Source organism: Candidatus Effluviviaceae Genus I sp. (assembly GCA_016867725.1).
Classification (GTDB): Bacteria; Joyebacterota; Joyebacteria; order Joyebacterales; family Joyebacteraceae; genus VGIX01.
The window spans coordinates 1-23,744 of sequence record VGIX01000027.1 but is presented as its reverse complement, the minus strand read 5'-3'; the positions used below and the strand labels follow the sequence as shown (position 1 = coordinate 23,744).

Genomic DNA, 23,744 nt, shown 5'->3' with positions numbered 1-23,744 from the left:
CGCGAGGCGATCGCGCGCGCGCTCCGCATGGTCGAGGCGAAGGTCGTCCACGCGGTCGAGGCCGCGCGGGCGGCGTACGACCGGGTGGACGTGGTCGTCCTCTCCGACCACGGCATGGCGGAGACGAGGGGCTCGCACGACCTCATGCGCGCCGTCGCGCGGCTCGGCCTCGCGGAGGGTCGCGACTACCTGGCGTTCTACGACTCGACCATGGCGCGGTTCTGGTTCGAGAACGGAGGCGCCGAGCGGCGCATTCGCCAGGCGCTGGGCGAGCTCGACTGCGGGGACTTCCTGACCGACGACGACCTCAGGCGAGAGGGCATCCACTTCGAGGACGGCCGCTTCGGCGAGGCCGTCTTCCTCATGCGGCCGGGCGGGCTCATCGTCCCGAGCTACATGGGGCGGACGGCCCCGCGCGGCATGCACGGTTTCACGCCCGAGCACCCGGACTCGTACGCCGTCCTCATGGCGAGCTCCGAGGTGAGCCCTGAGCCGTCGCACATCCGGGACTCGTTCGCCGTGATGCGGAAGGCGGCGGGGCTGTAACGCCATGGACGAACCGGCCACCACGGACAGCACGCGCGAACGGAACCTCGTTGACGTCACCAAACAGGCGACGGGCGTCGTGGCCTACCAGATCATCGGGCTCTTCCTCGGGTTCGGCCTGAACTTCGTGTTCGCGCGCGTGCTGGGCGCCGACCTCCTCGGCGTGTTCGTGCTGGCGCAGACGACGCTCCTCCTCCTGTCGCTCCTCGCCTCGTTCGGCATGGGGCCGACGCTCCTGCGGTTCATCCCGATGCAGCTCAGCCGCGGCGACCGGGCCGGCGCCGCCCGCGTCTTCCTGAGCGGCTCGCTCATCGCGGTCGCCGTCGGGGCGGTCATGACCGTCCTCCTTCTGCTCGGCCGGAACGTGCTCGCCGACCGCATCTTCAACGAGCCGAGGCTCCTGCCTCTCGTCCCGATCGTCGCGGCGGCCATCGTCCCCGCGGCGCTCATGAGCGTCTTCGGCTTCGCCCTCCGCGCGGTCCGGCAGGCGAGCGCGGAGACGTTCTCTCTCGAGATCGTCTTCAAGGTCGCGAAGCTCGCTATCTTCCTGGGGCTCTACGCGGCGGGGCTCAGGCTCGTCGGCCTCACGTGGGCGCTCGCCGCCGCGCACGTCGTCGCCGCCGCGACCATGCTCGCCATCATCAACCGGCGCGCGCCGTTCGTCACGAGGGGCCCTCGGGCCGCGGACGTCGCGTACCGCGCGCTCCTCCCCTTCAGCGTCACGATGACCTTCGTCGCCTTCATGAACTACAGCCTCAGCATCACCGACCGCACCATGCTGGGCATCCTGAGCACGTCGGAGGCGGTCGGCATCTACAATATCGCGTTCCTCATCACGAACACGCTCGCGCTCGTCTTCATGGCCTTCAACAGCGCGTTCGCGCCGCTCATCTCGGAGCTCTACCACAACGGCAGGCGCCGCGAGCTCGGCGACCTCTACGCCTCGCTCACGCGCACCGTGCTCATCGTCGTCACGCCCGCGCTCATCTGGATGGTCGGCTTCGGCGACGACCTTCTCGGGTTCTTCGGCAGGGATTTCGTGGCGGGCTACGCGGCGCTCGTGGTGCTCGGGTTCGGCGCGCTCTCGCGCTGCGCGGTGGGGCCCGTGGGGACGATCCTGGTGCAGTCGGGCCACCAGAACTACAACGCCTTCAACATCGCCGCGGTGACGGCGGCGAACATCGGCCTGAACCTCTACTACATCCCGCGGTACGGCGTGCTGGGCGCGGCGATCGCGACGGCCGCCGCGCTCACGGTGATCAACCTCGTCGGCCTCGTCCAGGTGAGGGTCCTGCTCGGCATCTGGCCGTACCGCCGCTCCTATCTCAAGCTCGTCGCCGCGAGCGCGGTGGCGCTCGCCGCGAACATCCTCCTGCGCGCGAACACGCCGAACCTCAGGATCTACGCGATCGCAGGCATCTTCGCCGCGACCTACGCTGCGTTTCTCGGCATGCTCGCTCTTATGGGATTCGAGGAGGACGACCGTCTGCTGGTGCGGCGCGCCCGCGCGAAGCTCCTGCGCGGGCGGGGCTAGCCTCAGCCGTGACGCCCCGATGAGCCGGCGGCGCCGTCCGCCCGCCGGCTGAGGAGCTCCTCGTAGAGACGAAGGACTGCATTGGTGCAGACCTTCACGCTGAACTCCGCCTCCACCTTCGCCCTGCCCGCAGAGCCCATGGCCTTGGCGCGGCGCGGATCGCTCAGAACCTCGGTGACGGCGCGGGCCAACGCGCCGACATCGCAGGGCGCGACCACGAGTCCCGTCACGCCGTGCTCGACGGCGTCCCTGATGCCGCCGACGTCGGAGGCGACGACGGGAAGCCGCGATGCCATGGCCTCGAGGATCGCGAAGGGAAAGCACTCGTCCTCGGACGGGAGGATCAGAAGGTCGGACGCCGCGAGGATCGCTGGAACGTCGCGCCGGACGCCCGCGAAGACGACCACGTCCGACACGCCAAGCCGCTCCGCGGCGTCTCGAAGCTCGCGCTCGAGCCCGCCACCTCCCACGAAGAGGAGCTTGAGGCCCGGGACCCTCTCCCTGATCCGCGGCGCGGCCTCCAGCGCGTAGCGCTGTCCCTTGCGGTCGCACAGCTCCCCGATGAGGGTCACGACGCGGTCGTCCCGGCCGATCCCCAGGTCGGAGCGCACTGCGCCGACGTCGAACGCCCGGTCGAAGCGCGCGAGGTCAACCCCGTTCCCGATCACGACGACCTTGGACGGATCGAGGCCGTATTCCCTCACCAGCGCGTCCCGGCTGAGCTCGGAGACGGCGATCGTCATGTCGAGCATCCCGTTGGTCCAGCGAACGAGACGCGTGACGGCTGCCTGCCCGAACGGGTAGTGGGAGATCGCCGGGCCGGCGAGATGCTCCGTCGCAAGCACGACCGCCGCCCCGCTCCTCCTCGCAGCGACGATCGCGGGCAGGCTGTTCCTCGGCGCCGTCTTGTTGACGTGCACGACGTCCAGTCCCCGCAGGAGTCGTCGAGCCACGAAGTAGCCGAGCGGGTTGTACTCCTTCGTGGGCCGGTACCGGACGACCCGCAGCCCGCGGCCCTCGAGCTCACGGACCCATCCCGCGGCAGCCGGCCGGTCCGCGCAGAAGATCGAGAGGTCCCACCCCGCGTCGCGGACGGCTTCCGCCAACTGCAGGAGGTAGACCTCCGCTCCGCCCCAGGCCCGAGCGTCAGTGAGGATCCCGATCTTCCGAGGGAGGCCCGTCATTCGCGTGCTCCCGAGAGGGCAGTGCTGCGCCCGATCGCCCGGCGCAGCGGCAGGCCGCCTTCGTCGACGCGTCCGCGCCCGGGCGGCTCGACGAGCCACCCGTTGAACGTGAGGGTGACCGCGCTGAAGAAGATGCCGGCGTCGGTCTGGCTCTCGTTCTCGTCGGCGCCGATCCTGATCAGGTTAGATGACCCCGGCAGGACGAGCTGGTCGCCGCAGACGACGCCGCGTTGGTCGCCGTCGTACGCGCGGCACTCGACGGTAGGCTCCTCGCCGTGGGTCGGGAGCTGACACGCGTCCTCGTCGCCGCCGCCGGTGTCAACCGTGAGAAGGAACACCGCCGCGGACTCCCGTAGCGCCTCGAAGGTCACGTCCACCGAGGTGACGGCCGATTCGAGGTACAGACCCTCGAGCCAGAACTTCGCGTCGTCGGCCGGTCCTGCGCCGCAGCGGAGTCCGTACTCGTGCGAACACGCGCTCTCGGGCTCGTGGGTGATCCTCGTCTCCTCGTCATACACGAGCGCGCAGCCGGTCCAGTACTCGCTCGGGAGGTTGGTGTCGAGGGTCCAGGTGGTGTCGGAGGTCGCCCGGAACGTGAGGTACGCCGTCTCGAGCGCCGGGAGCGCGACGGCCGTGCAGCTCACGTCCGCGCACAGGGCGCTTCCCGTCTCCACTGTGCACGGGTACTCGCCCGGCGTCTCAAGCGCCGTGAACCGCACCGTCACCACCACGCTGTCGCCGGCCGCCAGCGCGTACGCTCCACCGCCCGACAGGATCTCGTAGTCGTCGCACGCCTCGCTCACCGCCCCCTCCAGCATCCCGCCGCCGACGTTCCGCACCGTGAACGAGCGGTCCACCGTCTCGCCGGGACGCGCCTCGCCGAAGTCCAGCGTGTCCGCGCTCACCCAGCACGCCGGGTCAGGCTCAGGCACCGTCGCCGTGCAGGTCACATCGGCGCACAGCGCGCTCCCAGTCTCCACCGTGCACGGGTACTCGCCCGGCGTCTCAGGCGCCGTGAACCGCACCGTCACGACCACGCTGTCGCCGGCCGTCAGCGCGTATGCTCCACCGCCGGACAGGATCTCGTAGCTGTCGCAGTCCTCGCTCACCACGCCGCTCAGCGTCCCGCCGCCCATGTTCCGCACCGTGAACGAGCGGTCCGCGGTCTCGCCGGGACGCGCCTCGCCGAAGTCCAGTTCCACCGGCTCCACCCAGCACTCCGGATCCGGCTCCGGCACGGTCGCCGCACAGCTCACATCGGCGCAGAGCGCGCTCCCCGTCTCCACCGCGCACGGGTACGACCCGGGCATCGAGGGCGCCGTGAACCGCACGGTCACCACCACGCTGTCACCCGCCGCCAGGGCGTAGGCTCCACCGCCAGACAAGATCTCGTAGTCGTCGCACTCCTCGCTCACCACACCCACGAGCGTCCCGCCACCGACGTTTCTCACCGTGAGCGAGCGGTCCACCGTCTCGCCCGGACGCGCCTCGCCGAAGTCCAGCGTGTCGGCGCTCACCCAGCACTCAGGGTCCGGCTCAGGCACCGTCGCCGCGCACGAGACATCCGCGCAGAGGGCGCTCCCCGTCTCCACCGTGCACGGGTACGACCCGGGCGCCACTGGCGCCGTGAACCGCACCGTCACCGTCCGGCTCGCCCCAGCGCCGAGCGCGTACGCACCGCCGCCCGACAGGATCTCGTAGCCGTCGCAGTTCTCACTCACCTCGCCGCTCAGCGTCCCGCCGCCGGTGTTCGTGATCGTGAACGAGCGGTTCGCGGCCTGCCCCGGGGCCACGATCCCGAAGTTCAGGCTCGTCGGGCTGACCGAGCACGCCGGATCCGGCTCAGGCACGGTCGCCGCGCACGAGACGTCCGCGCAGAGCGCGCTTCCCGTCTCCACCGTGCACGGGTACGACCCGGGCGTCACCGGCGCCGTGAACCGCACCGTCACCGTGCGGCTGGCACCCGCGCCGAGGGCATACGCGCCACCGCCAGACACCAGCGCGTACTCGGCGCACGCCTCGCTCACCGTGCCACTCAACGTCCCGCCGCCGACGTTCGTGATCGTGAACGACCGGTTCACGCTCTGTCCCGAAGGCACGCTCCCGAAGTTCAGACTCGTCGGGCTCACCAAGCACGCGGGGTCCGGCTCCGGAACGGTGGCGGCGCAGCTCACATCGGAGCAGAGCACGCTCCCCGTCTCCACCGCGCACGGGTACGACCCGGGCGTCGCGGGCGCTGTGAACCGCACCGTCACCGTGCGGCTCGCCCCCGCGTCGAGCGCGTACGCGCCGCCGCCCGACACCAGCGCGTACTCCGCGCACGCCTCGCTCACCGCGCCGCTCAACGTCCCGCCACCGACGTTCGTGACCGTGAAGGCGCGGTCCACGGTCTGCCCCGGAAGCACGCTCCCGAAGTCCAGGCTCGTGGGGCTGACCACGCACGCAGGGTTGGGCTCGGGCACCGTCGCCGTACAGCTCACACCCGCGCACAACGCGGTCCCCGTCTCCACCGCGCACGGGTAGGACCCCGGCGTGACCGGTGCCGAGAGCCGCACCGTCACCGTGCGGCTCGCCCCCGCGCCGAGCGCGAACGGGCCGCCGCCCGACGCCAGCGCGTACTCGGCGCACGACTCGCTCACCGTGCCCCGGAGCGTCCCGCCGCCTGTGTTCGTGATCGTGAACGAGCGGTCCACCACCTGCCCCGGCGCCACGAGCCCGAAGTCCAGCGCGACCGGGTCCACCGAGCACGAGGGATCGGGCTCCGGCACGACGGCCACGCAGTCAACCGCGGGGCAGAGCACGCTTCCCGTCCCCACCGCGCAGACGTATTCGCCGGGCGTCGCGGGCGCCGTGAACCGCGCCGTCACCACGCGGCTCGCGCCCGCGCCGAGGGCGAAGAGCCCTCCGCCCGAGACCACGGCGTACTCCGGGCACGTCTCGCTCACCGCCCCGACCAGCGTCCCGCCGCCGACGTTCGTGATCGTGAACGACCGGTCCGCGGTCTCGCCCGGCCTCACCTCGCCGAAGTCGAGCGCCGCGGGCTCGACCAGACACGCCGGGTCCGGCTCGGGCACGACAGCCGAGCAGGTCACGTCGGAGCACAGCGCGGTCCCCGTCTCGACCACACACGGGTACGAGCCGGGCGTCGCCGGCGCCATGAACCGCACCGTCACCGTCCGAGTCGCCCCCGCGCCCAACGCGTACGCGCCGCCGCCCGACACCAGCGAGTACTCCGCGCACGCCTCGCTCACCGCGCCGGCCAGCGTCCCGCTTCCGACGTTCGATATCGTGAAGCTGCGGTCCGCCGTCTGGCCAGGCGTCACCGTTCCGAAGTCCAGCGACGTCGGAGCCACGCTGCACGCGGGCGCATCCTCGATCCCCACTCCCGCGCACTCGACATCCGGGCAGGCAGGGGCACCCGTGTCAACCACACACGCCTTCGGCCCCGGGGACGTCGGCGAGAATCGCACGACGACCTGCCTGGCCTGGCCGCTCTCCAGGGTGAAACTGCCGGCGCCCGACACGACGGCGAAGTGCTCGCACGCCTCGGTCACGGACCCTCTGAGCGTCTTCTCGCCGGTGTTCGTGATGGTGAAGGTCGCGTCCAGGGACGACCCGACCGCCACGCTCCCGAAGTCGAGAGCCGCGGGCGTCACCCGCCCCATCGCGGGCCTCGGCTCGCTGGGCCCCATCGGGCACTCCCAGCCCCCGAGCGCCACGGCCAGGAGCAGCCCCGCAACCGACCACATCCCTCGGGTCATCTTCGAACGCACGACCGCCATGGACATCCCCATCAGAGCCGGACTCGCGCGGGCCGGGGCCTCACCGTGGGCTGCAGCCCGGGGCCTCCCGCCACTCGCCATTGAAGCGGTGCCCCATTCTGCACCGAACGGGCGCGCCGGGCAACTCCCCCGGCGGCCACGTCGCGCTTGACCCGCCGCGGGTATTTGGTAAAATTGCCAAGCACTTCACCGGGAGGTGGTCCATGGACCGAGCCACAGCGGAGCGCCTGGCCCCAAGAGTCAAGGTCATGAAGGCGATCGCCCACCCCACGCGCCTCTACATCGTGGAAGAACTCGCCCGCGGAGAGCGCTGCGTCCACGAGCTCACGGACATGGTCGGCGCCGACATCTCCACGGTCTCGAAGCACCTGGCTCTCTTGAAGTCGGTCGGCATCGTGAAGGACGAGCGCCGTGGCAACGAGGTCTACTACAGCCTTGCGCTCAGATGCGTGCTCGGGTTCTTCGAGTGCGTCGAGGAGGTGCTGGCGCACGGTTCCTCCGAGTGCAGCGCGCCCTCCTGCCGCGCAAGAGCATAGGACCCGATCGCAGTTCGGCGGCAGCACAACGGGAGGTCACGGATGGCCGCAGTGTCCGACGCGAGGCGCAGGTCCAGGCGTCCCCTGGGTCCGACATGCCTCGCGGTTCTCGTCGCCGCGCTCACGCTCACGGCCGCGGGCTGCGGCGACAGGGTCGAGCAGAAGGCCGCGGGCGATCAGCAGAGGACGGAAGCCGCCGCGCCTGCCGAGACACCGAAGGCGCTCCCGCGGCTCATGGACCTCGGCGCCGACAAGTGCGTCCCCTGCAAGATGATGGCGCCGATCCTCGAGGAGCTCAAGACGACCCACGCGGACCGCTTCGAGGTGCAGTTCGTGGACGTGTGGAAGGACCCGGCGCCCGGGAAGCAGTACGGCGTCCGCGTCATCCCGACGCAGATCTTCTTCGACGAGGAAGGGAACGAGCTCGCCCGACATCAGGGATTCATGGGCAAGGACGACATCCTCGCGAAGTGGCGCGAGCTCGGGTACGAGTTCGGCGACTAGCGCGCGCAAACGGAGGTGAGACATGGGCGAGCTCTTCGTGACGCTCACGCGCGCGGTGGAGGGAGCGCCGGCCGTCGCGCTCGGCGCGTCCTTCCTGTGGGGCATCCTGAGCATCCTGCTGAGCCCCTGCCACCTCGCGAGCATCCCGCTCATCGTCGGGTTCATCAACGGGCAGGGACGCATCTCGACGCGGCGCGCGTTCACGATCTCGCTTCTCTTCTCCGTCGGCATCCTCGTGACCATCGGAGCGATCGGCGGGATCACCGCGGCGGCCGGCCGCATGATCGGCGACGTCGGGCGCTGGGGCAACTACGCGGTCGCCGCCATCTTCTTCGTCGTCGGCCTGCACCTACTGGGCGTCATCCCCATGCCGTTCTCAGGACCGGGCGGCTCGAGCATGAAGCGAAGGGGCGCGCTTGCCGCGTTCCTCCTCGGGCTCATCTTCGGCGTCGCGCTCGGCCCGTGCACGTTCGCGTACATGGCGCCGATGCTCGGCGTGACGCTGCGCCTGGCGACCACGAACTTCCCGTACGGCGTGCTGCTCCTCCTCGTCTACGGGATCGGTCACTGCTCCGTCATCGTCCTCGCGGGGACGTTCACGGAGATCGTGCAGCGCTACCTGAACTGGAGCGAGCGCTCGCGAGGGACGGTCATCGTGAAGAAGGTCTGCGGGCTCCTGGTCATCCTCGGCGGCATCTACCTCCTCTACACGGCGCACTAGTCGGGTCGGCGCACGGCGGCGCCCCCACGGAGGGACCATGAGCTGGAAGCAGGAGTGGAAGCCCCTCGCCGTCATCACGGCCGTCTTCCTCACGGCCTTCTATCTTCCCGTCGGGCTCCCGAGGTTCGACGGCGCCGTCATGGAGGCGCTCCGCCTCGCGAAGTGGTACGCGCAGGAGCACGTGGTCCTGTGCCTCCTCCCGGCGTTCCTCATCGCGGGCGCGCTCGCGGTTTTCGTCCGGAAGGAGTCCGTGATGAAGTACCTCGGGGCGCGCGCGCCGAAGCCGCTTGCGTACGGCTTCGCGTCCGTCTCGGGCTCCATCCTCGCGGTCTGCTCGTGCACGGTCCTCCCTCTGTTCGCCGGCATCTACCGCATGGGCGCAGGACTCGGCCCCGCGACGGCCTTCCTCTACTCGGGCCCCGCCATCAACGTCCTCGCGATCATCCTGACGGCGCGCGTGCTCGGCCCCGAGCTGGGCGTCGGCCGCGCCGTGGGCGCCGTGGCGTTCAGCGTGGTCATCGGGCTCCTCATGCACGTCATCTTCCGCAAGGAGGAACTCGCGAAGGCCGACGTGCAGGCCGCGCTGCCCGAGCCGGAAGTGGCGCGCCCCCTCTGGCAGAACGGCATCTCCATCGCGCTCATGGTGCTCATCCTCGTCGTCGCGAACTGGGGCAAGCCCGTCGAGGGCGGCTGGGCGTGGGCCACCGTGTACTCGCTGAAGTGGATCGTCACCTCGGCCCTCGCCGTCGGGTTCGCGACGGTTCTCGCCGCGTGGTTCGGGCTGCGGGTGCGGCAGATCCTCCTCGTGGCGGCGCCGGTCGTCGTGCTCGCGCTGGTCGCCAGGGGACACCCCACCCTGCCGTTCGCGGCCGGGATCGTCGGCCTCGGCGCCGTGACGAGCGCGCGGAAGGACGAGCTCGGCGAGTGGTTCGAGTCCAGCTGGGGGTTCGCCAAGCAGATCCTCCCCCTTCTCCTCCTCGGCGTCCTCGTGGCGGGCATCCTGCTCGGACGCCCGGGCCACGAGGGGCTCATCCCGTCGTACTGGATCATCCGCGCGGTCGGCGGGAACTCCGTCTGGTCGAACCTCTTCGCGTCCATCACGGGCGCGTTCATGTACTTCTGCACGCTGATGGAGGTGCCCATCCTGCAGGGCCTCATCGGAAGCGGCATGGGAAAGGGCCCGGCGCTCGCGCTCCTGCTGGCCGGGCCGGCGCTGTCGCTCCCGAGCATGCTCGTCATCAGGAACATCATGGGGACGACGAAGACGCTCGTGTACGTCGCGCTCGTGGTCGTGATGGCGACGATCAGCGGCATGGTGTTCGGGGTGATCGTCGGCTAGGGCCGGCTGGCGCGCGCCTGCCCTGCGCGGGCGCCGCGGTCGCGGGAGGAACGATGAAGATCCAGGTCCTGGGCACGGGGTGCCCGAAGTGCAAGAAGCTCGAGGAGAACGCGCGGGCGGCCGCCGAGCAGCTCGGCGGGGGCTTCGAGATCGAGAAGGTCACGAAGATCAACGACATCATGGGGTTCGGCGTGATGGTCACGCCGGGGCTCGCGGTGGACGGAAAGGTCAAGTCGTCCGGCAAGGTGCTGTCGGTCGAGGAGATCAAGGGGCTCTTGAAGTAGGGACGATGGTCGCCGCGGGCAGGCGGCCCATCACGCCGGCGTGAGGATCCCCACCGCGTCCCGCACGAGGCGGATCGTGACGGGCGCCTCCCCGACCAGATCCCCGTCCGCCTGAACGGGCAGCCGCTCCCGGCAGTCGATCCGCACCTCCCGCTCCGCCGTCTGCCAGCCGATGGTCGGCCGCGCGCGGCGCCGATGCACGAACGCACGCCACAGCTCGCGGAGGTACTCGAGCGGCCTCGGCGCCCAGACGATCAGCACGTCGAGCCGGCCGTCGTCGGGACGAATGTCGGGGATGCCGAGCACCGGGCGCTCGGACTTGAACCCGGCGTTGAGCACCGACACGTCGAGGACGCGCAGGCGCGTCTCGCGTCCGTCGATCCGGACGCTGCACGGTGTCGGCCGGAAGGTGAAACCCCGCGCGACGCCCGTGAGAAGGTAGGCCGGAAGCCCGAACCACCGCTTGTCGCGGTCGCTCAGGTCCCGGATGGTCGTCGCGCTCACCCCCACGCCGGCGCTCAAGAGGTGAAGGCGTCCGGCGATCTCCATCCCGTCGATCCGCCTCACGACGGTCTTCGTCGCGAGAAGCGCGATCGCGCCGTCCAGGTCGTCGGGCAGGCCGAGCTGGACCGCGAGCATGTTGGCGGTCCCCATCGGCGCGATCAGCACGGGAACGCCGGCCTCCCCCGCCGCCTGCGCGACGCCCGCGACCGTGCCGTCCCCGCCGGCGGCCACCACGGCGTCCCACCCGCCGCGCAGCTCCTCGCGGGTCGCCTGCACGACGTCCTCGCCGTCCGCGAGACGGCGCACGCGCCGCTCGCACAGGCCCGCGTGCCGCTCCAGCGCGGACACGAGCTCCCCGAACTTCGCTCTGCCGGAACCGGGGTTGACGATGACGAGGAGGCGGCCGACCAATGGTCACCTCGGTCGGTACAGCGCCTTGACGGAGCCCCAAGTGCCGGACGCGGGCGGCTCGGGCGCGCTCGTCTCCACGCACGGTGTGTACGACGTCTCGAGCCGCTCGGGACTCGTCCCCTCGACGACGACCTCCCAGGTGCCGAAGCACGCGCCGTCCTTCCAGGCGCAGCAGTTGTACTCGGCCTGGACGTGGCGCACGTCCATGCCGCCCACGGTGGTCTCGATGACCACGCTCTCGAGCGGGCAGAAGTACGAGGCCGTGCATGGCGTCACGGGGAGGAGTGGAAGGGCGAGGACCAGCGCCGAGAGCAGCGTTCTCATGCTCATGCGGCTCACCTCCTTCAGGTCCTGCTCGCGGGCGCGGCCGTCTGCGGTTCCGGCGCACCAACCCCAGCATTCGTCGCGCCCCCACGAGCGGGACCCCGACCAGTGTAGCACAACGATCCGCGCCAGGATGGTCCCCGCCGCCGCGATAACTGACGCACCGCTCATCCGCGAGGCGCGTTGACATGACCGTTGCGCGCGGCCTACAGTCACGCGACGGCTCACAGGCACGCCGTGCCAACGGCAGACTCGAAGAGGCGCCGGAGGATCCGCGACATGACCGCCGCGACGACCGCGCGAAGCAGCGACACGCATGGACGGAACACCGCCTCCCACCGGGCGATGATGCTCATGCTCTTCGCCTCCGGCGCGAGCGCGCTCATCTACCAGGTTGTCTGGATGCGGATGCTGGTCGCGACCTTCGGGGCCACCGTGTACGCCATGGGCGCGGTCGTCACGGCCTTCATGGCGGGCCTGGCGCTCGGAAGTTACCTCTTCGGACGCTTCGTGGACCGGGCGAAGATCCCGCCGCTCATGCTGTACGGCATCCTGCAGCTCGGGATCGCAGCGTTCGCGCTGCTCTTCCCGCTGGTCCTGAGCGGCATCACCGCGGCCCACACCGCGGTGTTCCGGCAGTTCTCAGCCTCGTTCGGCACCCTGACCGCGGTCAGGTTCGCGCTGTGCTTCGTCGCCATCGCGCTGCCGACGACGCTCATGGGCGCCACGTTCCCGGTCGCCGTGAAGCACGCGACCGTGCGGCTCCCCAGCCTGGGGTCCGTCACGAGCACGCTCTACTCCGCCAACACGTTCGGGGGCATGCTCGGGGCGTTCCTTGCCGGCTTCTTCATGATCGAGCTCCTCGGGATACGGCTCACGACACACGCAGCGGCCGCGCTCAACATCGCGGTCGGGCTGGCGGCCGTGGCCGGGGGCGCGAGGCTCGCGAGGCTCAGCGGGCCGACGCGGGCTCCGCAGGCAGCGACTCCGCCGAAGGACGCCCGAGAGGCCGCGCCGACCGGCGGCGCCAAGAGCGTGGGCGGCAGCAGCCCCGCGATCTCGCGAGCGGAGGCCAGGCTGGTGCTGCTCGGCGCGGGCATCGCCGGGCTGGCCGCGCTCTCGAACGAGGTCCTGTGGACGAGGATCATGGTCTACGTCCTGGGCAACTTCGTCCACTCCTTCACGCTCGTGCTCATGAGCTTCCTTCTGGGGATCGCTCTCGGCAGCGCCATCATCTCGCGACGCATCGACCGCCCCGGCCTGAGCGTCCGAACGTTCGCGTATCTGCAGCTCGCCATCGGCGTTGCCGCCGTCGTGCTCATCCCGCTGTTCGCGCCGCTCATCGGCCTCAGGGAGTCGTTCCTGGACAGACTGAGCGGCGCCGGCGGGGTCAGCATCGAGGTGTCTGACCCATGGTGGCCCTACACGCTCTGGAAGATGGGCATCGCGTTCGCTATGATGCTCGTGCCCACGCTCCTGATGGGCGCGAGCCTCCCGCTCGCGATCAAGCTGTACGCCCGCTCGGAGCGCGCGGTGGGGCGGGGCGTCGGAGAGGCGTACGCGACGAACACGGCGGGGGCGATCGTGGGGTCGTTTCTCGCCAGCTTCGTCCTGATCGGCGTCCTCGGCGTCCGCGTCTCCGCGCTCGCCACCGCCTCACTCAGCGTCGCGCTCGGCATCGCGCTCCTCTGGCTCTCTCCGGCGCGCCGCGCTCCCGGGGGCTACCGTCGCGCGGCGACGCTCTCTGGCGCGGCGGCCGTGCTCATCGGCTTCCTTGCGATCCCGGACGACGTCTTCGTGCGGATGTACGCAACGGCCGAGCGCGACATGCGCCTCATCTACTTCAACGAGAGCACGGGCGGCACGGTCACGGTGCACGAGGCCGCGTCGGGCAACCGCGTGATCGACATCAACGGGCTGAACGTGGCGGGGACCAAGTTCGGGTTCCTCGCGACCCAGAAGCTCCAGGCTCACTTCCCGATCCTCATGCACCCCGACCCCAGGTCGATCATGCAGATCGGGTTCGGAAGCGGCGGCACCTGCCGGTCGGTCACGCAGCACACGTCGATCGAGCGCGTGGACTGCGTGGAGATCTCGCCGGCCGTCGTCGAGGCGTCGAAGACCTACTTCGCGGACATGAACCGAGAAGTGCTCAACGACCCGCGGGTGACGCTGGTCATCGAGGACGCGCGCAACTTCGTCCTCGCCACGGACAGGCGGTACGACGTCATCCTCTCCGACTCCATCCACCCGCGCTACGTCGGCAACGGCAACCTCTACACGCTCGAGTACTTCGAGCTGTGCGCGAGCCGGCTGGGCGACAACGGCATCCTGTCGTTCTGGCTTCCGACGTATCTGCTCTCCGTCGACGAGTACAAGACCATCGTCCGGACGCTGCAGCGCGTCTTCCCCCACATCGTCATCTGGTACATGAACAACACGGTCGAGGCGTACAGCGTCGCCATGGGGAGCCGCTCACCGCTCGTGCTGGACCTTGAGCGCGTGCGGCGCGTGCTCGAGGTCGAGGGCGTGCGGGACGATCTCGAGGTCGTCAGGATGGCCGACCCCATCGCGATCGCGGACTGCATCGCGGTGCACGGGGACGCGGTGGCGGCGTTCGTGGGCAGCGGCCCCCTGAACACGGAGGACAAGCCGATCATCGAGTTCCGTGCGCCGAGGAACATGATCCGCGAACGAGGCGAGTGGATGAACCTGCGCGAGCTGGCTCGCCACAGGACCTTCCCGGAAGGGACCGTCGTGAACTGGGGCGCGGACGAGGCGGAAGCGGAACGCGAACTCGCGAGGATGCGACGCTTCTTCGATGCGACGATCCACGTGATCGTGGGACACCTCCATCACATCATGCGCGATCTTCGGGCCGAGCTCGCGGCGTACGCGAGGGCCGTGGAGATCAACCCCGAGGACACCGATGCCCCGTACCTCGCCGAGCGGGCGGTCCGGATCCTCCGCCGCCAGCCGGTCGACTAGCGCGGACGAGGCCCCATGCACGCACGCGCAGAGCGGCACACTGGCAGGATGGGATCGGCTGTCGAGGCGCAAGGCCGCGTTCTCGGACGGGGCCGGCCGCACCCCCTTCTCGTGCTCCTGCTCGCGGCCGCCTTCGCCTGGACCGCCGGCACGACCGAGCTGGGCCTCAAGTCCATCGACGACTGCCGCTACGCGCGCAAGGGCCTCGAGATGATGCGGAGCGGGAGCTTCTTCGATGCGACCTGGGGAGGCCGTCCCGATTTCTCCTATCCGCCGCTCCAGTTCTGGCTCATCGGGCGCTCGATGGCGGTCTTCGGGCCGAACGACTTCGCGGCGCGGTTCCCGTCGCTGGTCATGGCGCTCGGCACCGTGGCGGTGACCTTCTGGATCGGCTGCCTGACGCTGGGACGAAGGGCCGCGCTCGCCGGGGTGGCGCTCCTCGCGCTCACGCCCATGTTCAGCAACCATGCGCGACGGTGCATGATCGACCTCCCGCTGGGGTTCTGGACGACGACCGCGTGCCTCGTGTTCCTTCTGGGACTCAGGCGACCGAGGCTCCTTGCGCTCTTCGCGGTGCCGCTCGGGGCGGCGCTCCTCACGAAGGGCCCGCTCGGGCTCTTCGCGCTTCTCGTGCTCCCGGCGGCGCTCGCGAGCGCCCGCCTACGGCCGGCCCTGCGAAGCCCGTGGCTGTGGATCGGACTTGCCGCCGGTCTCCTGGCCGGCGCATCGTGGCCGATCCACGAGGCGCTGCGCCACGGCAGCGCGTTCATGCGGGAGCACTTCGGGGCCACCGTGTTCTGGCGTGTCTTCGGCAAGGTGCCCCTGCCGCGCGAGTCCCCGAGCGCCTTCCGCCTCCTCTGGACGCAGTACCAGCCGCTCACCGTCCTGGCGGCCGCGGGCCTCGGGCTTCTGCTCTGGGTGCGGCGTCGGACGCGAGGCGACGTCTCCGACCTCCTCGTTGCCTGGGTCGTCGTCCCCCTCGTCGCCGTCTCCCTGTCGAGGTGGCGTGATCCCCGCTACCTCTATCCCATCCTCCCCGCGCTCGCGCTCCTCTCCGGTCATGCGCTCATCAGGCTCGCGAGGCCTCTGGCGAGCGCGGTCGCCGCATGGCTCGCCCCCGCGCTCCTCGTCGCCTGCGGCGTGGCGTATTGGGTTTCGCCCGGCGCGATCAGCACCGCCCCGAACGCGCAGTACAAGGCGTTCTCCCCGGTGGCGCGCGCGGAGCTCCCGAGTGGAGCGCTCGTGCCCTTCATCGGGGGCCGCGATGGGGACTTCTGGGAGGTGGAGAACATCGGGATGTGGTACTGGGACATCCAGCCGGAACCGCCGTGCTCGCCTGCCGCGGCGGTCGAGCGGGCGCGGTCGAGGGGCCACAACGCGCTCCTCGTCCAGAGAGGCAGGCTGGGCGGCCTCGACTCGCTTGGCGTCGCGTACGAAGTGCCCTTCGAGGCGCGATTCTCCCTCGTGAGACTCGCAGAATCCGGGAGTCCGTGACGATGCGCGCGGTTCCGCGGTGCCCGTCCACAAGGATGCGCCTGACGCTCGCGGCGCTCTTCGCCGCGGCCGCGTTCTCGTTCCTCGCCGGGGCGGCCACGGAGCCGCTCAAGGGGATCGATGACTGCCGCTACGCGCGCAAGGGGCTCGAGACGTGGAGGAGCGGGTCGTTCTTCGAGGTCACCTGGGGCGGCCGACCGGACTTCGACTACCCGCCGCTTCAGTTCTGGGTCCTTGGTCGCTCGTTCGCGCTCTTCGGCGAGAGCGACCTGGCGGCGCGACTTCCGTCCGTCCTCATGGCGCTCGCGGTCCTCGCCGCCACCTATCGCATCGGGAGGTCCGTGTTCGGGCGCGGCGCAGCCGTGTGCGCCGTGGCCGTCCTCGCCGTGACGCCCATCTTCGCGACGCACGCGCGGCGCTGCATGATGGACGTCCCGCTCTGCTTCTGGACGACGCTGGCCCTCTTGGTCTTCCTGGCGGGCCTGCGCCGCCCGAGACTCCACGCCCTCATGGCGCTGCCACTCGGCGCCGCGGTCCTCACGAAGGGCCCGCTGGGGCTGCTCCCGCTCGTCCTCGTGCCGGCGGCGCTTGCGACCCGCGAGGGGCGCGTCGCCCTGCGCAGCGGCTGGCTCTGGCTGGGGCTCGTCGGCGGGCTTCTCCTGGGAGCATCCTGGCCGGCCCGGGAGGCGATGGTCCACGGGCGGGCGTTCGTCGAGGAGCACTTCGTCCGCACCACGCTCTCGCCCGTCATGGGGACGCGAGGCGACCTGGGGCCGGCGAAGAGCTACGCCGTTCTGCTGCTCGAGAGGTATCAGCCGATCGTTCTGCCGGCGCTCGCGGGCTTCGTCGTCTACGCTCTGGACCGCCGGCGGAAGGCGGTCGGCGACCGGGGCAACCTCCTCGCGGCCTGGATCGTCCTCCCGCTCGCGCTGTACTCGCTCTCCACCTGGCGCAGCGACAAGTACCTGATCCCTCTGCTTCCGGCGATGGCGCTCTTCGCCGGGCATCTCCTCGACACGCGGGCCAGGCGGTTCGGCGCCGCGTTCGCGTCGTACGTCGCACCGGTGGTGCTCGCTGCGAGCGGCCTCGTCTACTGGCTCGCCCCGCAGCTCATCTCGGGACAGGGCAACATGGTCTACAAGGAGCACGCCCCGACGGCCCGTGCCGAGCTTCTTCCCGGAACCGTGCTCCCCTACGCGGGCGAGGCCGGCGGCCGCTACAACGACCGCGCGCAGACGGTGATGTGGTACTGGGATGTCGGCCTGGCGGAGCCGACCGCCCCCGCCGCCGCCGTCGCCGCCGCGATCGCGGCGGGCCACGGCGCGCTCGTGTGCTCGCGCGAGAGTCTCGCCGCGCTCGACTCGCTCGGCGTGCGCTACGAGACGCGGGTCATGGGAACGTGGGGGCTCGTGAGGGTCGTCTGGGAGCCGTCCGACGAGGCGCCCCGCACCGCACCCCAGGGGAAGAAGTACGCGGCGAGCGCCACGTAGACAGCCAGGCCGCCCAGGCCGGCGAAGTGCAGTCCCACGAACACGAAGATCAGAAGGTGCATCCTGACGACGCTCCCGTAGGCCGCGCCGACGCCGCGGTCGAAGCCCTCGACCTCGGAAGCCCGGCGGAAGTCCGCGAGCCGCGACACGAGGCTCGCAAGGACCAGCGGCCAGAACGACCAGAGCGCCGCCCCCGCCATGACGGCCGGGCTCGCCAGCCGCCCCTCCTCCCCAACCAGAGGGAAGAGCGCGTTGAGGAAGATCCCGTGCACGAAGTGGAAGCCTCCGAAGTGCACGGTGAAGAAGGCGAGCAGGGCGACTCCACCGGCGACGCTGACCCACCGCGGGGCCGTGCTGGAGTGCCTTCGGACGGCGCGCACGATCGAAAGGACGATGATGCAGTAGCCGACGACGAGACTCGAGATCCAGAGGCCCCAGACGACGTCGCGCGCCTGCCAGCGCTCGACGGCAGCCCAGGCCACGACGCCGGCGAACGCGGCGAGGTCGCGCGCCGCCTGAGGAAGGCCCACGCGAGCGCGGCGAGGCGAAGGGTCCGCCGCCGTCATGTTGTCGCTCGCCGACTGCGTCTTGGGCATGGCACCTCGCTGGTGGATCGGCTGACGGCCGTTCTCCCGCTGGGACACTCCCTAGCAAGCTGCGTGCCTCGCCGGGACGGCGGGCCGTGGTCTTCGGGGACAAGGGGTTCCCCGAGGGCACCGAGGTTGAAGGCACCTACACGTTCAACTCGTACCGCCTCACCTACCGCTACACGCTCACGGAGGGCGACCGGTTCGAGGCCGGGGTGGGATTCACGGCGAAGATCAGGAACGCCCTGATCCGGGTGGAGGGCAACGGACAAGAGGCGGAGAAGAAGAACGTCGGCTTCGTGCCGCTCCTCAACTTCCGCCTCGCATGGAGCCTCACCGACAGGGTGGGACTCCTGCTCGAGGGCGATGCGCTTGCGGCTCCGCAGGGCCGCGCGGAGGACGTCGTCGCGGCGGTGATGGTGGCCGCGAGCGATCGGGTGCGCGTCCGACTCGGCTACCGTATCGTGGAAGGAGGCGCCGACAACGATGAGGTCTACACCTTTGCGCTGCTCGACTACGCGTCGGCCGCGGTCATCGTCGGCTTCTAGGGCGGCGGTGGCCGTCCTGGGCGCCCTCCTGTTCCTCGCGCTCGCGGTCGGGACCGCGGCAGGTCGGGACCCACACCGTTGTCTGGGACGGCCTCGACGGCGAGGGGCGCCGCGCCGCGTCGGCTGTCTACGCCTGCGAGGTCGAAGCCGAAGGCGAGCGGCTGCGGGTGCCGATGGTGCTGCTCCGCTAGTCCCGATCCGACGAGCTCCGCGGCTTCCGCAGCACTGCCCACACGGTGCACGCGTACCTGTTCTGGTACCTCTCGCCCGGATGCGCGAGCCGCCGGAGCGCCCTCAGTGCCTGGCTCCTCGGCCTTTCGGTGACGAAGAGCTCCTCGACCTCGACACCGACCCGACCCGCCCTGCCGCGGATGAACTCCGCCGCCTCGGTCGTGTTGAAGAACCACTTGTGTCTGTCCGCAGGCCGCGCGTGGGGCAGCCCGTAGTGCACGATCCTGCCCTTCCCCCGCTCGATGCGCCGCCGCGCGATGTTCCAGCAGTTCGGCAGAGACACGATGACACGCCCGCGCGAGACTCTCATCAGCTCGTCGAACAACGCATGGAGGTTGTCGAGGTGCTCGAGAACGTCCACGCAGAGCACGGTGTCGAAGGCGTCATCGTCGAACGGCAGCCGCTCGGCCTTCTCGAGGTCCAGCACGATGTCCGGCCTGCCGGCGACGTCAACACCCACGTACGATGCCTCGCTGAGTAGCGTCCTGAGCGGCGCTTCGAAGCACCCGACGTCGAGCACGGATCCGCGCAGGTGCTTGGCGAATCTCTCCGCCACGAACCTGCTTCTGTCCTCGCGCGAGGAGAACTGCACGTAGACGGTCGGCAGCGACACGATGGCCCCCGGGCTACGCCGTCTTCCCGCGCGCCGCGACCGTCGCCCGCGCGGCGACGAGAAGCACGACCAGCGCGACGTCCACGATCATGTGGCCCCACCAGAACCCGCTCATGGTGATCCCGCCGGCCCTGAGCTGGAAGAACGACCCGAGCTGCGCCGCGATGCCCAGCGCGAACCTCAGGATCGCGATGTTGAACACGAGGAGGTGCTTCTCGGGCGCCTTCGCAGCGAAGTAGAACAGGAGCCCGAGGCAGATCATCACCGCGCCGAACGCGTGAACGTAGTTGATGTCCTGGAGCGGGTACTCGAGGTTGAAGAGCCTCGCGATCGCCGGCGATCCGAAGAGCGCCGGGATCCCGCGCGGGACGACCTCCACGATCGCCGCGATGACGAGCATGACGCGTGCGAAGCGGAACATCGTTCCCTCCTCCGGCCGCGCAGGCGGCCTCGACCGCCGCTAGCGGCCCGCGGCGGCGCCCGACGTGACGCCGAGCCCCTTCGATGCGCGAAGCGGATACACGCGCTGCTCGGCGTGGTCCCTTTGGAACGTCGACAGCTTCAGGAACACGTACGACATGACGCCCGCGTGGAAGCACCACGCAAGCGGGTTTCGCTCTCGTCGGTAGCTTGAGACCAGTCGCCACCACCTCCGCGCGATCTTCCGCCTCGAGTAGAACGACTCGTTCACGCGCACGAACGCATCGAACACCTGCTCGGGCGTCACTCGCTTCGGCCGGATGACGAGGTGATCACCTTCGTAGTGCGAGAGGTCGCTGTCGATGATCCTCCCCTGCTCGAGCGCGCGGCGATGAAACGGCGTCCCGGGGATCGGGATGGAGATGGAAAGGAGGATCACGCTCGGGTCGATCTCGTCCAGCTTCGAAGGAAGGTCCGCGTAGTACTCCGGCGTGTCCTCGTCGAGCGCGAGCATGAGTCCCGTCATCGTCATGATGCCGTGGTGCCTGAGCTTGTCGAAGAGCTCGCGGTACTCCGCGACCTTGTTCTGCCGCTTGTGGACGGACGCGAGGCTGGGCTCGGAGAGCGACTCGAGCCCGATGAAGGCCATCGTGCAATGGGCCTTCGCGAGGAGGTCCACGAACTCGTCGTCGTGAAGACAGTCGAAGCTGAACTGCGTCCCGAGCGCCCAGAGGTCGAGCTTCGCGATCTCGCGGAGCAGGTCCTTCGCGTACCCCAGGTCGCCGCCGAGGTTGTTGTCGTACAGCATCGCGAGCTTGCGCTTGCGAAGCGGGAGCTTCGATGTCGCGCTCAGGTCGTTGATGACCTCGCCGATCGGGCGCGTGCGGAACGGCGCGCGGCGGACCGTGAGCTGGCAGAAGCTGCAGTCGTAGGGGCAGCCGCGCGTCGCCTCGGTGACGACGGGCGCGTCGAACACGGGCTCCACGAGGTCGTAGCGCGGCGGCGGGATGCCGTCGAGCGGCGGCGCGAACGGGGCGTCGTAGCGCTTCTTCAGACGCCGGGCGACGAGGTCCTCGACGACCGCGGGCCACACGCGCTCGGCCTCCCCGACGACGATCGCGTCGAAGTGCGGCGCGGCGTCGTCCGGGAAGGCCGTCACCCACTTCCCGCCTGCGACCACGGTCTTCCCCTTCGCGCGGAACCGCGCCGCCACCTGGTAGGCGTGCGGCGCGCAGAAGTCCATGAACGAGAGCGCGACGAAGTCCGCGTCGGCGTCGTAGTCGATGGGGCGGACCATCTCGTTCCGAAGCGAGACCTCGACGATCGGCGGCGTGAGACCTGCGAGCAGGACACCCGAGAGCGGCGGCGCCGGCGAGCGCGCGAAGTACGCCTCCTGGTCGCCGAGGTTCTGGAAGAGCACGATGATCTCGAGCTTGGGCAGGCTCATGGCTCCTCCCTGAGCTCGCGCGCGATCGAGCGCATCGCCCGCTCCACGACGAACGGCGCGATCCCGCGCAGGACGTTCAGCGCACGGCCGCGGGCGGTGAGGAACACATCGCGCCCGCCGGCCTCGATGCCTCGGACGGTCGCCCGCGCGACGCTCTCCGGCGGCGCGTAGCGGCCGGGCGGTCGCCGCGCCCCGCCGACGCGCTTCTCGGCCTCGAAGATCTCGGTCCGGGTGTAGCCGGGATAGACGAGCATGACGCCGACGCCGGTCCCGGCGAGCTCGGCGCGGTACGACTGGCTCATCGCGGCGAGCGCGGCCTTGCTCGCTCCGTACGCCGCGAGGTACGGCACGCCGTGGAGCGCGGCCGTCGTGACAACGTTCACGATGAGCCCCGACCCGCGCCGCAGCATGAACGGCAGCGTCTCCCGCATGCAGTGGAGCGCCCCGTAGAAGTTCACGGCGAACACCCGCGTGTAGTCGTCGACGGAGGTCCGCGCGGCGTCCCCGAACACGCTCACGCCCGCGTTGTTGACGAGGACGTCGATGTCCCCGACCCGCTCGACGGCCCCTCCGATGAGCGAGCGCGCCTGAGCGGGGTCGGAGACGTCGCAGGCGACGGCGACCGCGGCCGGCGCGGACGGGAACCGCTCGGCGATCTCGCGGGCCGCGCTCTCCAGACGGTCGAGCCTCCGCGCGGCCAGCGTCAGCGCCGCCCCGCGCCGCGCGAGCTCGATGGCGATCGCGCGCCCGATCCCCGACGAGGCGCCCGTCACGATCGCGTGCCTGCCCTCAATGCGCATGCCTTCCCTCCAGCCTGTCGTAGAGCGCCTGGATGAGGTCCGTGCACGTTCGCTCGACGGCCTTGCGGCGGACCTTGAGCGTGGGCGTGAGGGTGCCGTCCCCTTCGCTGAACGGCCGAGCCAGGAGTTCGAAGGCCACGACGCGCTCGTACGGGGCGGCCTCGGCGTTGGCGGTCAGCACCTCCTCGCCGATGATCGCCCGGATCTGGGGGTGCGCAAGCAGCGCCTCGTACGGCTCCGCCGCGATGCCGCGCTCCTCGGCGAACCTCGCGAGCGCCGCCCTGTCGGGCACGATGAGCGCGACGATGCTCTTTCTGCTGTCCCCGAACACGACGGCCTGACTGACGTACGGGCTCCTCGCGAGCCGCTGCTCGATGGGAGCGGGCGCGACGTTCTTCCCGTACGAGGTGACGATGATCTCCTTGCTCCGGCCGGTGACGATGAGGTTCCCCCGGTCGTCGAACTCGCCGAGGTCCCCCGTGTGGAACCAGCCGTCCGGGTCGAGGGCGCGGGACGTCTCCTCCGGCTTCCCGAGATAGCCCTTCATGACGTTCGGTCCACGGACCAGAATCTCGCCGTCGGCGGCGATCCGCACCTCGACGCCCTGGAGCGGCCGCCCGACCGTCCCGAGCCGGTGGGCCCCGGCCTCGCCGCAGCACACGACGGGCGAGGTCTCGGTCAGTCCGTAGCCTTCGACGATGGTGAGCCCGAGCACGTGGAGGATCTTCCCGATGCGACGATCGAGCGGCGCGCCGCCGGAGACGATGAGGCGCAGACGCCCGCCCGCGACCTTCCGGAACTTCGACGCGACGAGCGCGTCGTACACGCCGCACCGGAGAGCGAGCCACGGCGGGAGGCGCTCCCCGCGGTAGCGCCGATTGGCACGCTCGTTGAGGAGCGCGAACGCGCGGCGAACGACGCCGCGCCCGGCGCCCGGTCCACCCTCGACCTTCGCGAGGGCGACCTCGTAGGCGCGCTCGAGCACGCGGGGCACGGCGATGAGCACGGTCGGGCGCACGAGCCTGATGTCGTCGGCCACCGTGGCGAGCCCCTGCGCGTAGGCCACGGTCCCGCCCGCGAACAGGAACACGTAGTGCCCGCAGGTGCGCTCGAACATGTGCGCGAGCGGAAGGTACGAGAGCGCCGAGTCGTCCGGGGTGATGCCGTACCGTCGGATGAGGGCGCGGACGTTGGAGACGATGTTCGCGTGCGTGAGCACCGCGCCCTTCGGTTCCCCGGTCGTCCCGGAGGTGTAGACGATGGTCGCGACGTCGGAAGGCCCGACGTTCGGCAACCTGTCCGGGGCGGCACCGGACGGGCCGGCGTCGGCGCGCGGCGATGAGGCGCCGGCTGCGGCCCGCGGGGCGTCGGGCATGCCGAGCGCGGACAGCGGCACAACCGCCTCGAGGCTGCCGCCCTCGTGAGCGAGCGACTCGGCCACCGCGAGGAGGTGCGCG

At 70.5% G+C, this 23,744-nt stretch carries 21 protein-coding genes; 11 read left to right on the top strand and 10 right to left on the bottom strand.

Annotated elements, in window-relative coordinates:
• Both FJY74_06975 and FJY74_06970 read left to right on the top strand, forming a co-directional pair.
• A partial coding sequence (locus FJY74_06975; protein ID MBM3308050.1) for a hypothetical protein occupies positions 1–546 on the top strand: 546 nt, incomplete at its 5' end.
• 4 nt (positions 547–550) lie between these two features.
• A complete protein-coding gene (locus tag FJY74_06970; GenBank protein ID MBM3308049.1) occupies positions 551–2,080 on the top strand; it encodes an oligosaccharide flippase family protein in 1,530 nt (509 codons plus the stop codon).
• Positions 2,081–2,082: 2 nt separating this feature from the next.
• Here FJY74_06970 and FJY74_06965 read toward each other — a convergent pair whose 3' ends face one another.
• A complete protein-coding gene (locus FJY74_06965; protein MBM3308048.1) occupies positions 2,083–3,264 on the bottom strand; it encodes a glycosyltransferase family 4 protein in 1,182 nt (393 codons plus the stop codon).
• Positions 3,261–7,046: a choice-of-anchor D domain-containing protein gene (locus FJY74_06960; protein MBM3308047.1), complete on the bottom strand. Its 3,786-nt coding sequence runs from the start codon at positions 7,044–7,046 to the stop codon at positions 3,261–3,263. Before FJY74_06960 ends, FJY74_06965 begins: the two co-directional genes overlap by 4 nt.
• A 203-nt stretch (positions 7,047–7,249) precedes the next feature.
• On the opposite strand from FJY74_06960, the gene FJY74_06955 reads away from it, so the two are divergent.
• From FJY74_06955 to FJY74_06935, 5 genes are read left to right on the top strand one after another with little or no spacing between them, the layout of a single operon-like run.
• Positions 7,250–7,582 (top strand): winged helix-turn-helix transcriptional regulator, encoded by a 333-nt coding sequence (locus FJY74_06955; GenBank protein MBM3308046.1) that lies wholly within the window; start codon positions 7,250–7,252, stop codon positions 7,580–7,582.
• Positions 7,583–7,624: 42 nt separating this feature from the next.
• Positions 7,625–8,086 carry a thioredoxin family protein gene (locus FJY74_06950; protein ID MBM3308045.1) on the top strand — a complete coding sequence of 154 codons (462 nt, stop codon included), beginning with the start codon at positions 7,625–7,627 and terminating at the stop codon, positions 8,084–8,086.
• Positions 8,087–8,108: 22 nt separating this feature from the next.
• Positions 8,109–8,807, top strand: a complete 699-nt coding sequence (locus FJY74_06945) for a cytochrome C biogenesis protein (GenBank protein MBM3308044.1) — start codon at positions 8,109–8,111, stop codon at positions 8,805–8,807.
• A 37-nt stretch (positions 8,808–8,844) separates the two neighbouring features.
• Positions 8,845–10,146, top strand: a complete 1,302-nt coding sequence (locus FJY74_06940) for a permease (protein ID MBM3308043.1) — start codon at positions 8,845–8,847, stop codon at positions 10,144–10,146.
• 53 nt (positions 10,147–10,199) lie between these two features.
• Entirely contained in the window at positions 10,200–10,430 is a 231-nt protein-coding gene (locus FJY74_06935) for a TM0996/MTH895 family glutaredoxin-like protein (protein MBM3308042.1), read from the top strand.
• Positions 10,431–10,460: 30 nt separating this feature from the next.
• On the opposite strand, the gene FJY74_06930 is transcribed toward FJY74_06935, so the two are convergent.
• On the bottom strand, positions 10,461–11,345 hold the full coding sequence (locus FJY74_06930; GenBank protein ID MBM3308041.1) for an NAD(+)/NADH kinase: 885 nt from the start codon (positions 11,343–11,345) through the stop codon (positions 10,461–10,463).
• Positions 11,346–11,348: 3 nt separating this feature from the next.
• Entirely contained in the window at positions 11,349–11,675 is a 327-nt protein-coding gene (locus FJY74_06925) for a hypothetical protein (protein MBM3308040.1), read from the bottom strand.
• 348 nt (positions 11,676–12,023) lie between these two features.
• On the opposite strand from FJY74_06925, the gene FJY74_06920 reads away from it, so the two are divergent.
• Genes FJY74_06920 through FJY74_06910 form a run of 3 tightly spaced genes read left to right on the top strand, consistent with a single transcriptional unit; the run spans position 12,024 to position 17,641 of the window.
• The gene (locus tag FJY74_06920; GenBank protein MBM3308039.1) at positions 12,024–14,657 is read left to right on the top strand and encodes a fused MFS/spermidine synthase; all 2,634 of its coding nucleotides are present in this window, start codon (positions 12,024–12,026) and stop codon (positions 14,655–14,657) included.
• Between the two features lie 15 nt (positions 14,658–14,672).
• Entirely contained in the window at positions 14,673–16,151 is a 1,479-nt protein-coding gene (locus tag FJY74_06915) for a glycosyltransferase family 39 protein (protein MBM3308038.1), read from the top strand.
• 35 nt (positions 16,152–16,186) lie between these two features.
• Entirely contained in the window at positions 16,187–17,641 is a 1,455-nt protein-coding gene (locus tag FJY74_06910) for a glycosyltransferase family 39 protein (protein ID MBM3308037.1), read from the top strand.
• On the opposite strand, the gene FJY74_06905 is transcribed toward FJY74_06910, so the two are convergent.
• Positions 17,527–18,237, bottom strand: a complete 711-nt coding sequence (locus tag FJY74_06905) for a hypothetical protein (GenBank protein MBM3308036.1) — start codon at positions 18,235–18,237, stop codon at positions 17,527–17,529. The genes FJY74_06910 and FJY74_06905 overlap by 115 nt on opposite strands.
• An 86-nt stretch (positions 18,238–18,323) precedes the next feature.
• On the opposite strand from FJY74_06905, the gene FJY74_06900 reads away from it, so the two are divergent.
• Positions 18,324–18,776 (top strand): hypothetical protein, encoded by a 453-nt coding sequence (locus FJY74_06900; protein ID MBM3308035.1) that lies wholly within the window; start codon positions 18,324–18,326, stop codon positions 18,774–18,776.
• Between the two features lie 187 nt (positions 18,777–18,963).
• Here the strand turns inward: FJY74_06900 and FJY74_06895 are convergent, their stop codons facing one another.
• From FJY74_06895 to FJY74_06875, 5 genes are all read right to left on the bottom strand, one after another.
• Positions 18,964–19,620, bottom strand: coding sequence for a class I SAM-dependent methyltransferase (locus FJY74_06895; protein ID MBM3308034.1), 657 nt, complete (start codon positions 19,618–19,620; stop codon positions 18,964–18,966).
• 13 nt (positions 19,621–19,633) lie between these two features.
• Positions 19,634–20,041 carry a hypothetical protein gene (locus FJY74_06890; protein MBM3308033.1) on the bottom strand — a complete coding sequence of 136 codons (408 nt, stop codon included), beginning with the start codon at positions 20,039–20,041 and terminating at the stop codon, positions 19,634–19,636.
• A 39-nt stretch (positions 20,042–20,080) separates the two neighbouring features.
• Positions 20,081–21,487 (bottom strand): B12-binding domain-containing radical SAM protein, encoded by a 1,407-nt coding sequence (locus FJY74_06885; protein ID MBM3308032.1) that lies wholly within the window; start codon positions 21,485–21,487, stop codon positions 20,081–20,083.
• The gene (locus FJY74_06880) at positions 21,484–22,287 is read right to left on the bottom strand and encodes an SDR family NAD(P)-dependent oxidoreductase (protein MBM3308031.1); all 804 of its coding nucleotides are present in this window, start codon (positions 22,285–22,287) and stop codon (positions 21,484–21,486) included. Before FJY74_06880 ends, FJY74_06885 begins: the two co-directional genes overlap by 4 nt.
• Positions 22,277–23,744: AMP-binding protein (locus FJY74_06875; GenBank protein ID MBM3308030.1), on the bottom strand; the 1,468-nt coding region annotated here is incomplete at its 5' end. The genes FJY74_06875 and FJY74_06880, both read right to left, overlap by 11 nt.

Excerpts from the sequence above, each read along its gene's own strand:
- FJY74_06970 (MBM3308049.1), top strand. The coding sequence starts at position 551 with ATGGACGAACCGGCCACCACGGACAGCACGCGCGAACGGAACCTCGTT.
- FJY74_06965 (MBM3308048.1), bottom strand. The coding sequence starts at position 3,264 with ATGACGGGCCTCCCTCGGAAGATCGGGATCCTCACTGACGCTCGGGCC.
- FJY74_06960 (MBM3308047.1), bottom strand. The coding sequence starts at position 7,046 with ATGGCGGTCGTGCGTTCGAAGATGACCCGAGGGATGTGGTCGGTTGCG.
- FJY74_06955 (MBM3308046.1), top strand. The coding sequence starts at position 7,250 with ATGGACCGAGCCACAGCGGAGCGCCTGGCCCCAAGAGTCAAGGTCATG.
- FJY74_06950 (MBM3308045.1), top strand. The coding sequence starts at position 7,625 with ATGGCCGCAGTGTCCGACGCGAGGCGCAGGTCCAGGCGTCCCCTGGGT.
- FJY74_06945 (MBM3308044.1), top strand. The coding sequence starts at position 8,109 with ATGGGCGAGCTCTTCGTGACGCTCACGCGCGCGGTGGAGGGAGCGCCG.
- FJY74_06940 (MBM3308043.1), top strand. The coding sequence starts at position 8,845 with ATGAGCTGGAAGCAGGAGTGGAAGCCCCTCGCCGTCATCACGGCCGTC.
- FJY74_06935 (MBM3308042.1), top strand. The coding sequence starts at position 10,200 with ATGAAGATCCAGGTCCTGGGCACGGGGTGCCCGAAGTGCAAGAAGCTC.
- FJY74_06925 (MBM3308040.1), bottom strand. The coding sequence starts at position 11,675 with ATGAGCATGAGAACGCTGCTCTCGGCGCTGGTCCTCGCCCTTCCACTC.
- FJY74_06920 (MBM3308039.1), top strand. The coding sequence starts at position 12,024 with ATGCTCTTCGCCTCCGGCGCGAGCGCGCTCATCTACCAGGTTGTCTGG.
- FJY74_06915 (MBM3308038.1), top strand. The coding sequence starts at position 14,673 with ATGCACGCACGCGCAGAGCGGCACACTGGCAGGATGGGATCGGCTGTC.
- FJY74_06910 (MBM3308037.1), top strand. The coding sequence starts at position 16,187 with ATGCGCCTGACGCTCGCGGCGCTCTTCGCCGCGGCCGCGTTCTCGTTC.
- FJY74_06905 (MBM3308036.1), bottom strand. The coding sequence starts at position 18,237 with ATGCCCAAGACGCAGTCGGCGAGCGACAACATGACGGCGGCGGACCCT.
- FJY74_06890 (MBM3308033.1), bottom strand. The coding sequence starts at position 20,041 with ATGTTCCGCTTCGCACGCGTCATGCTCGTCATCGCGGCGATCGTGGAG.
- FJY74_06885 (MBM3308032.1), bottom strand. The coding sequence starts at position 21,487 with ATGAGCCTGCCCAAGCTCGAGATCATCGTGCTCTTCCAGAACCTCGGC.
- FJY74_06880 (MBM3308031.1), bottom strand. The coding sequence starts at position 22,287 with ATGCGCATTGAGGGCAGGCACGCGATCGTGACGGGCGCCTCGTCGGGG.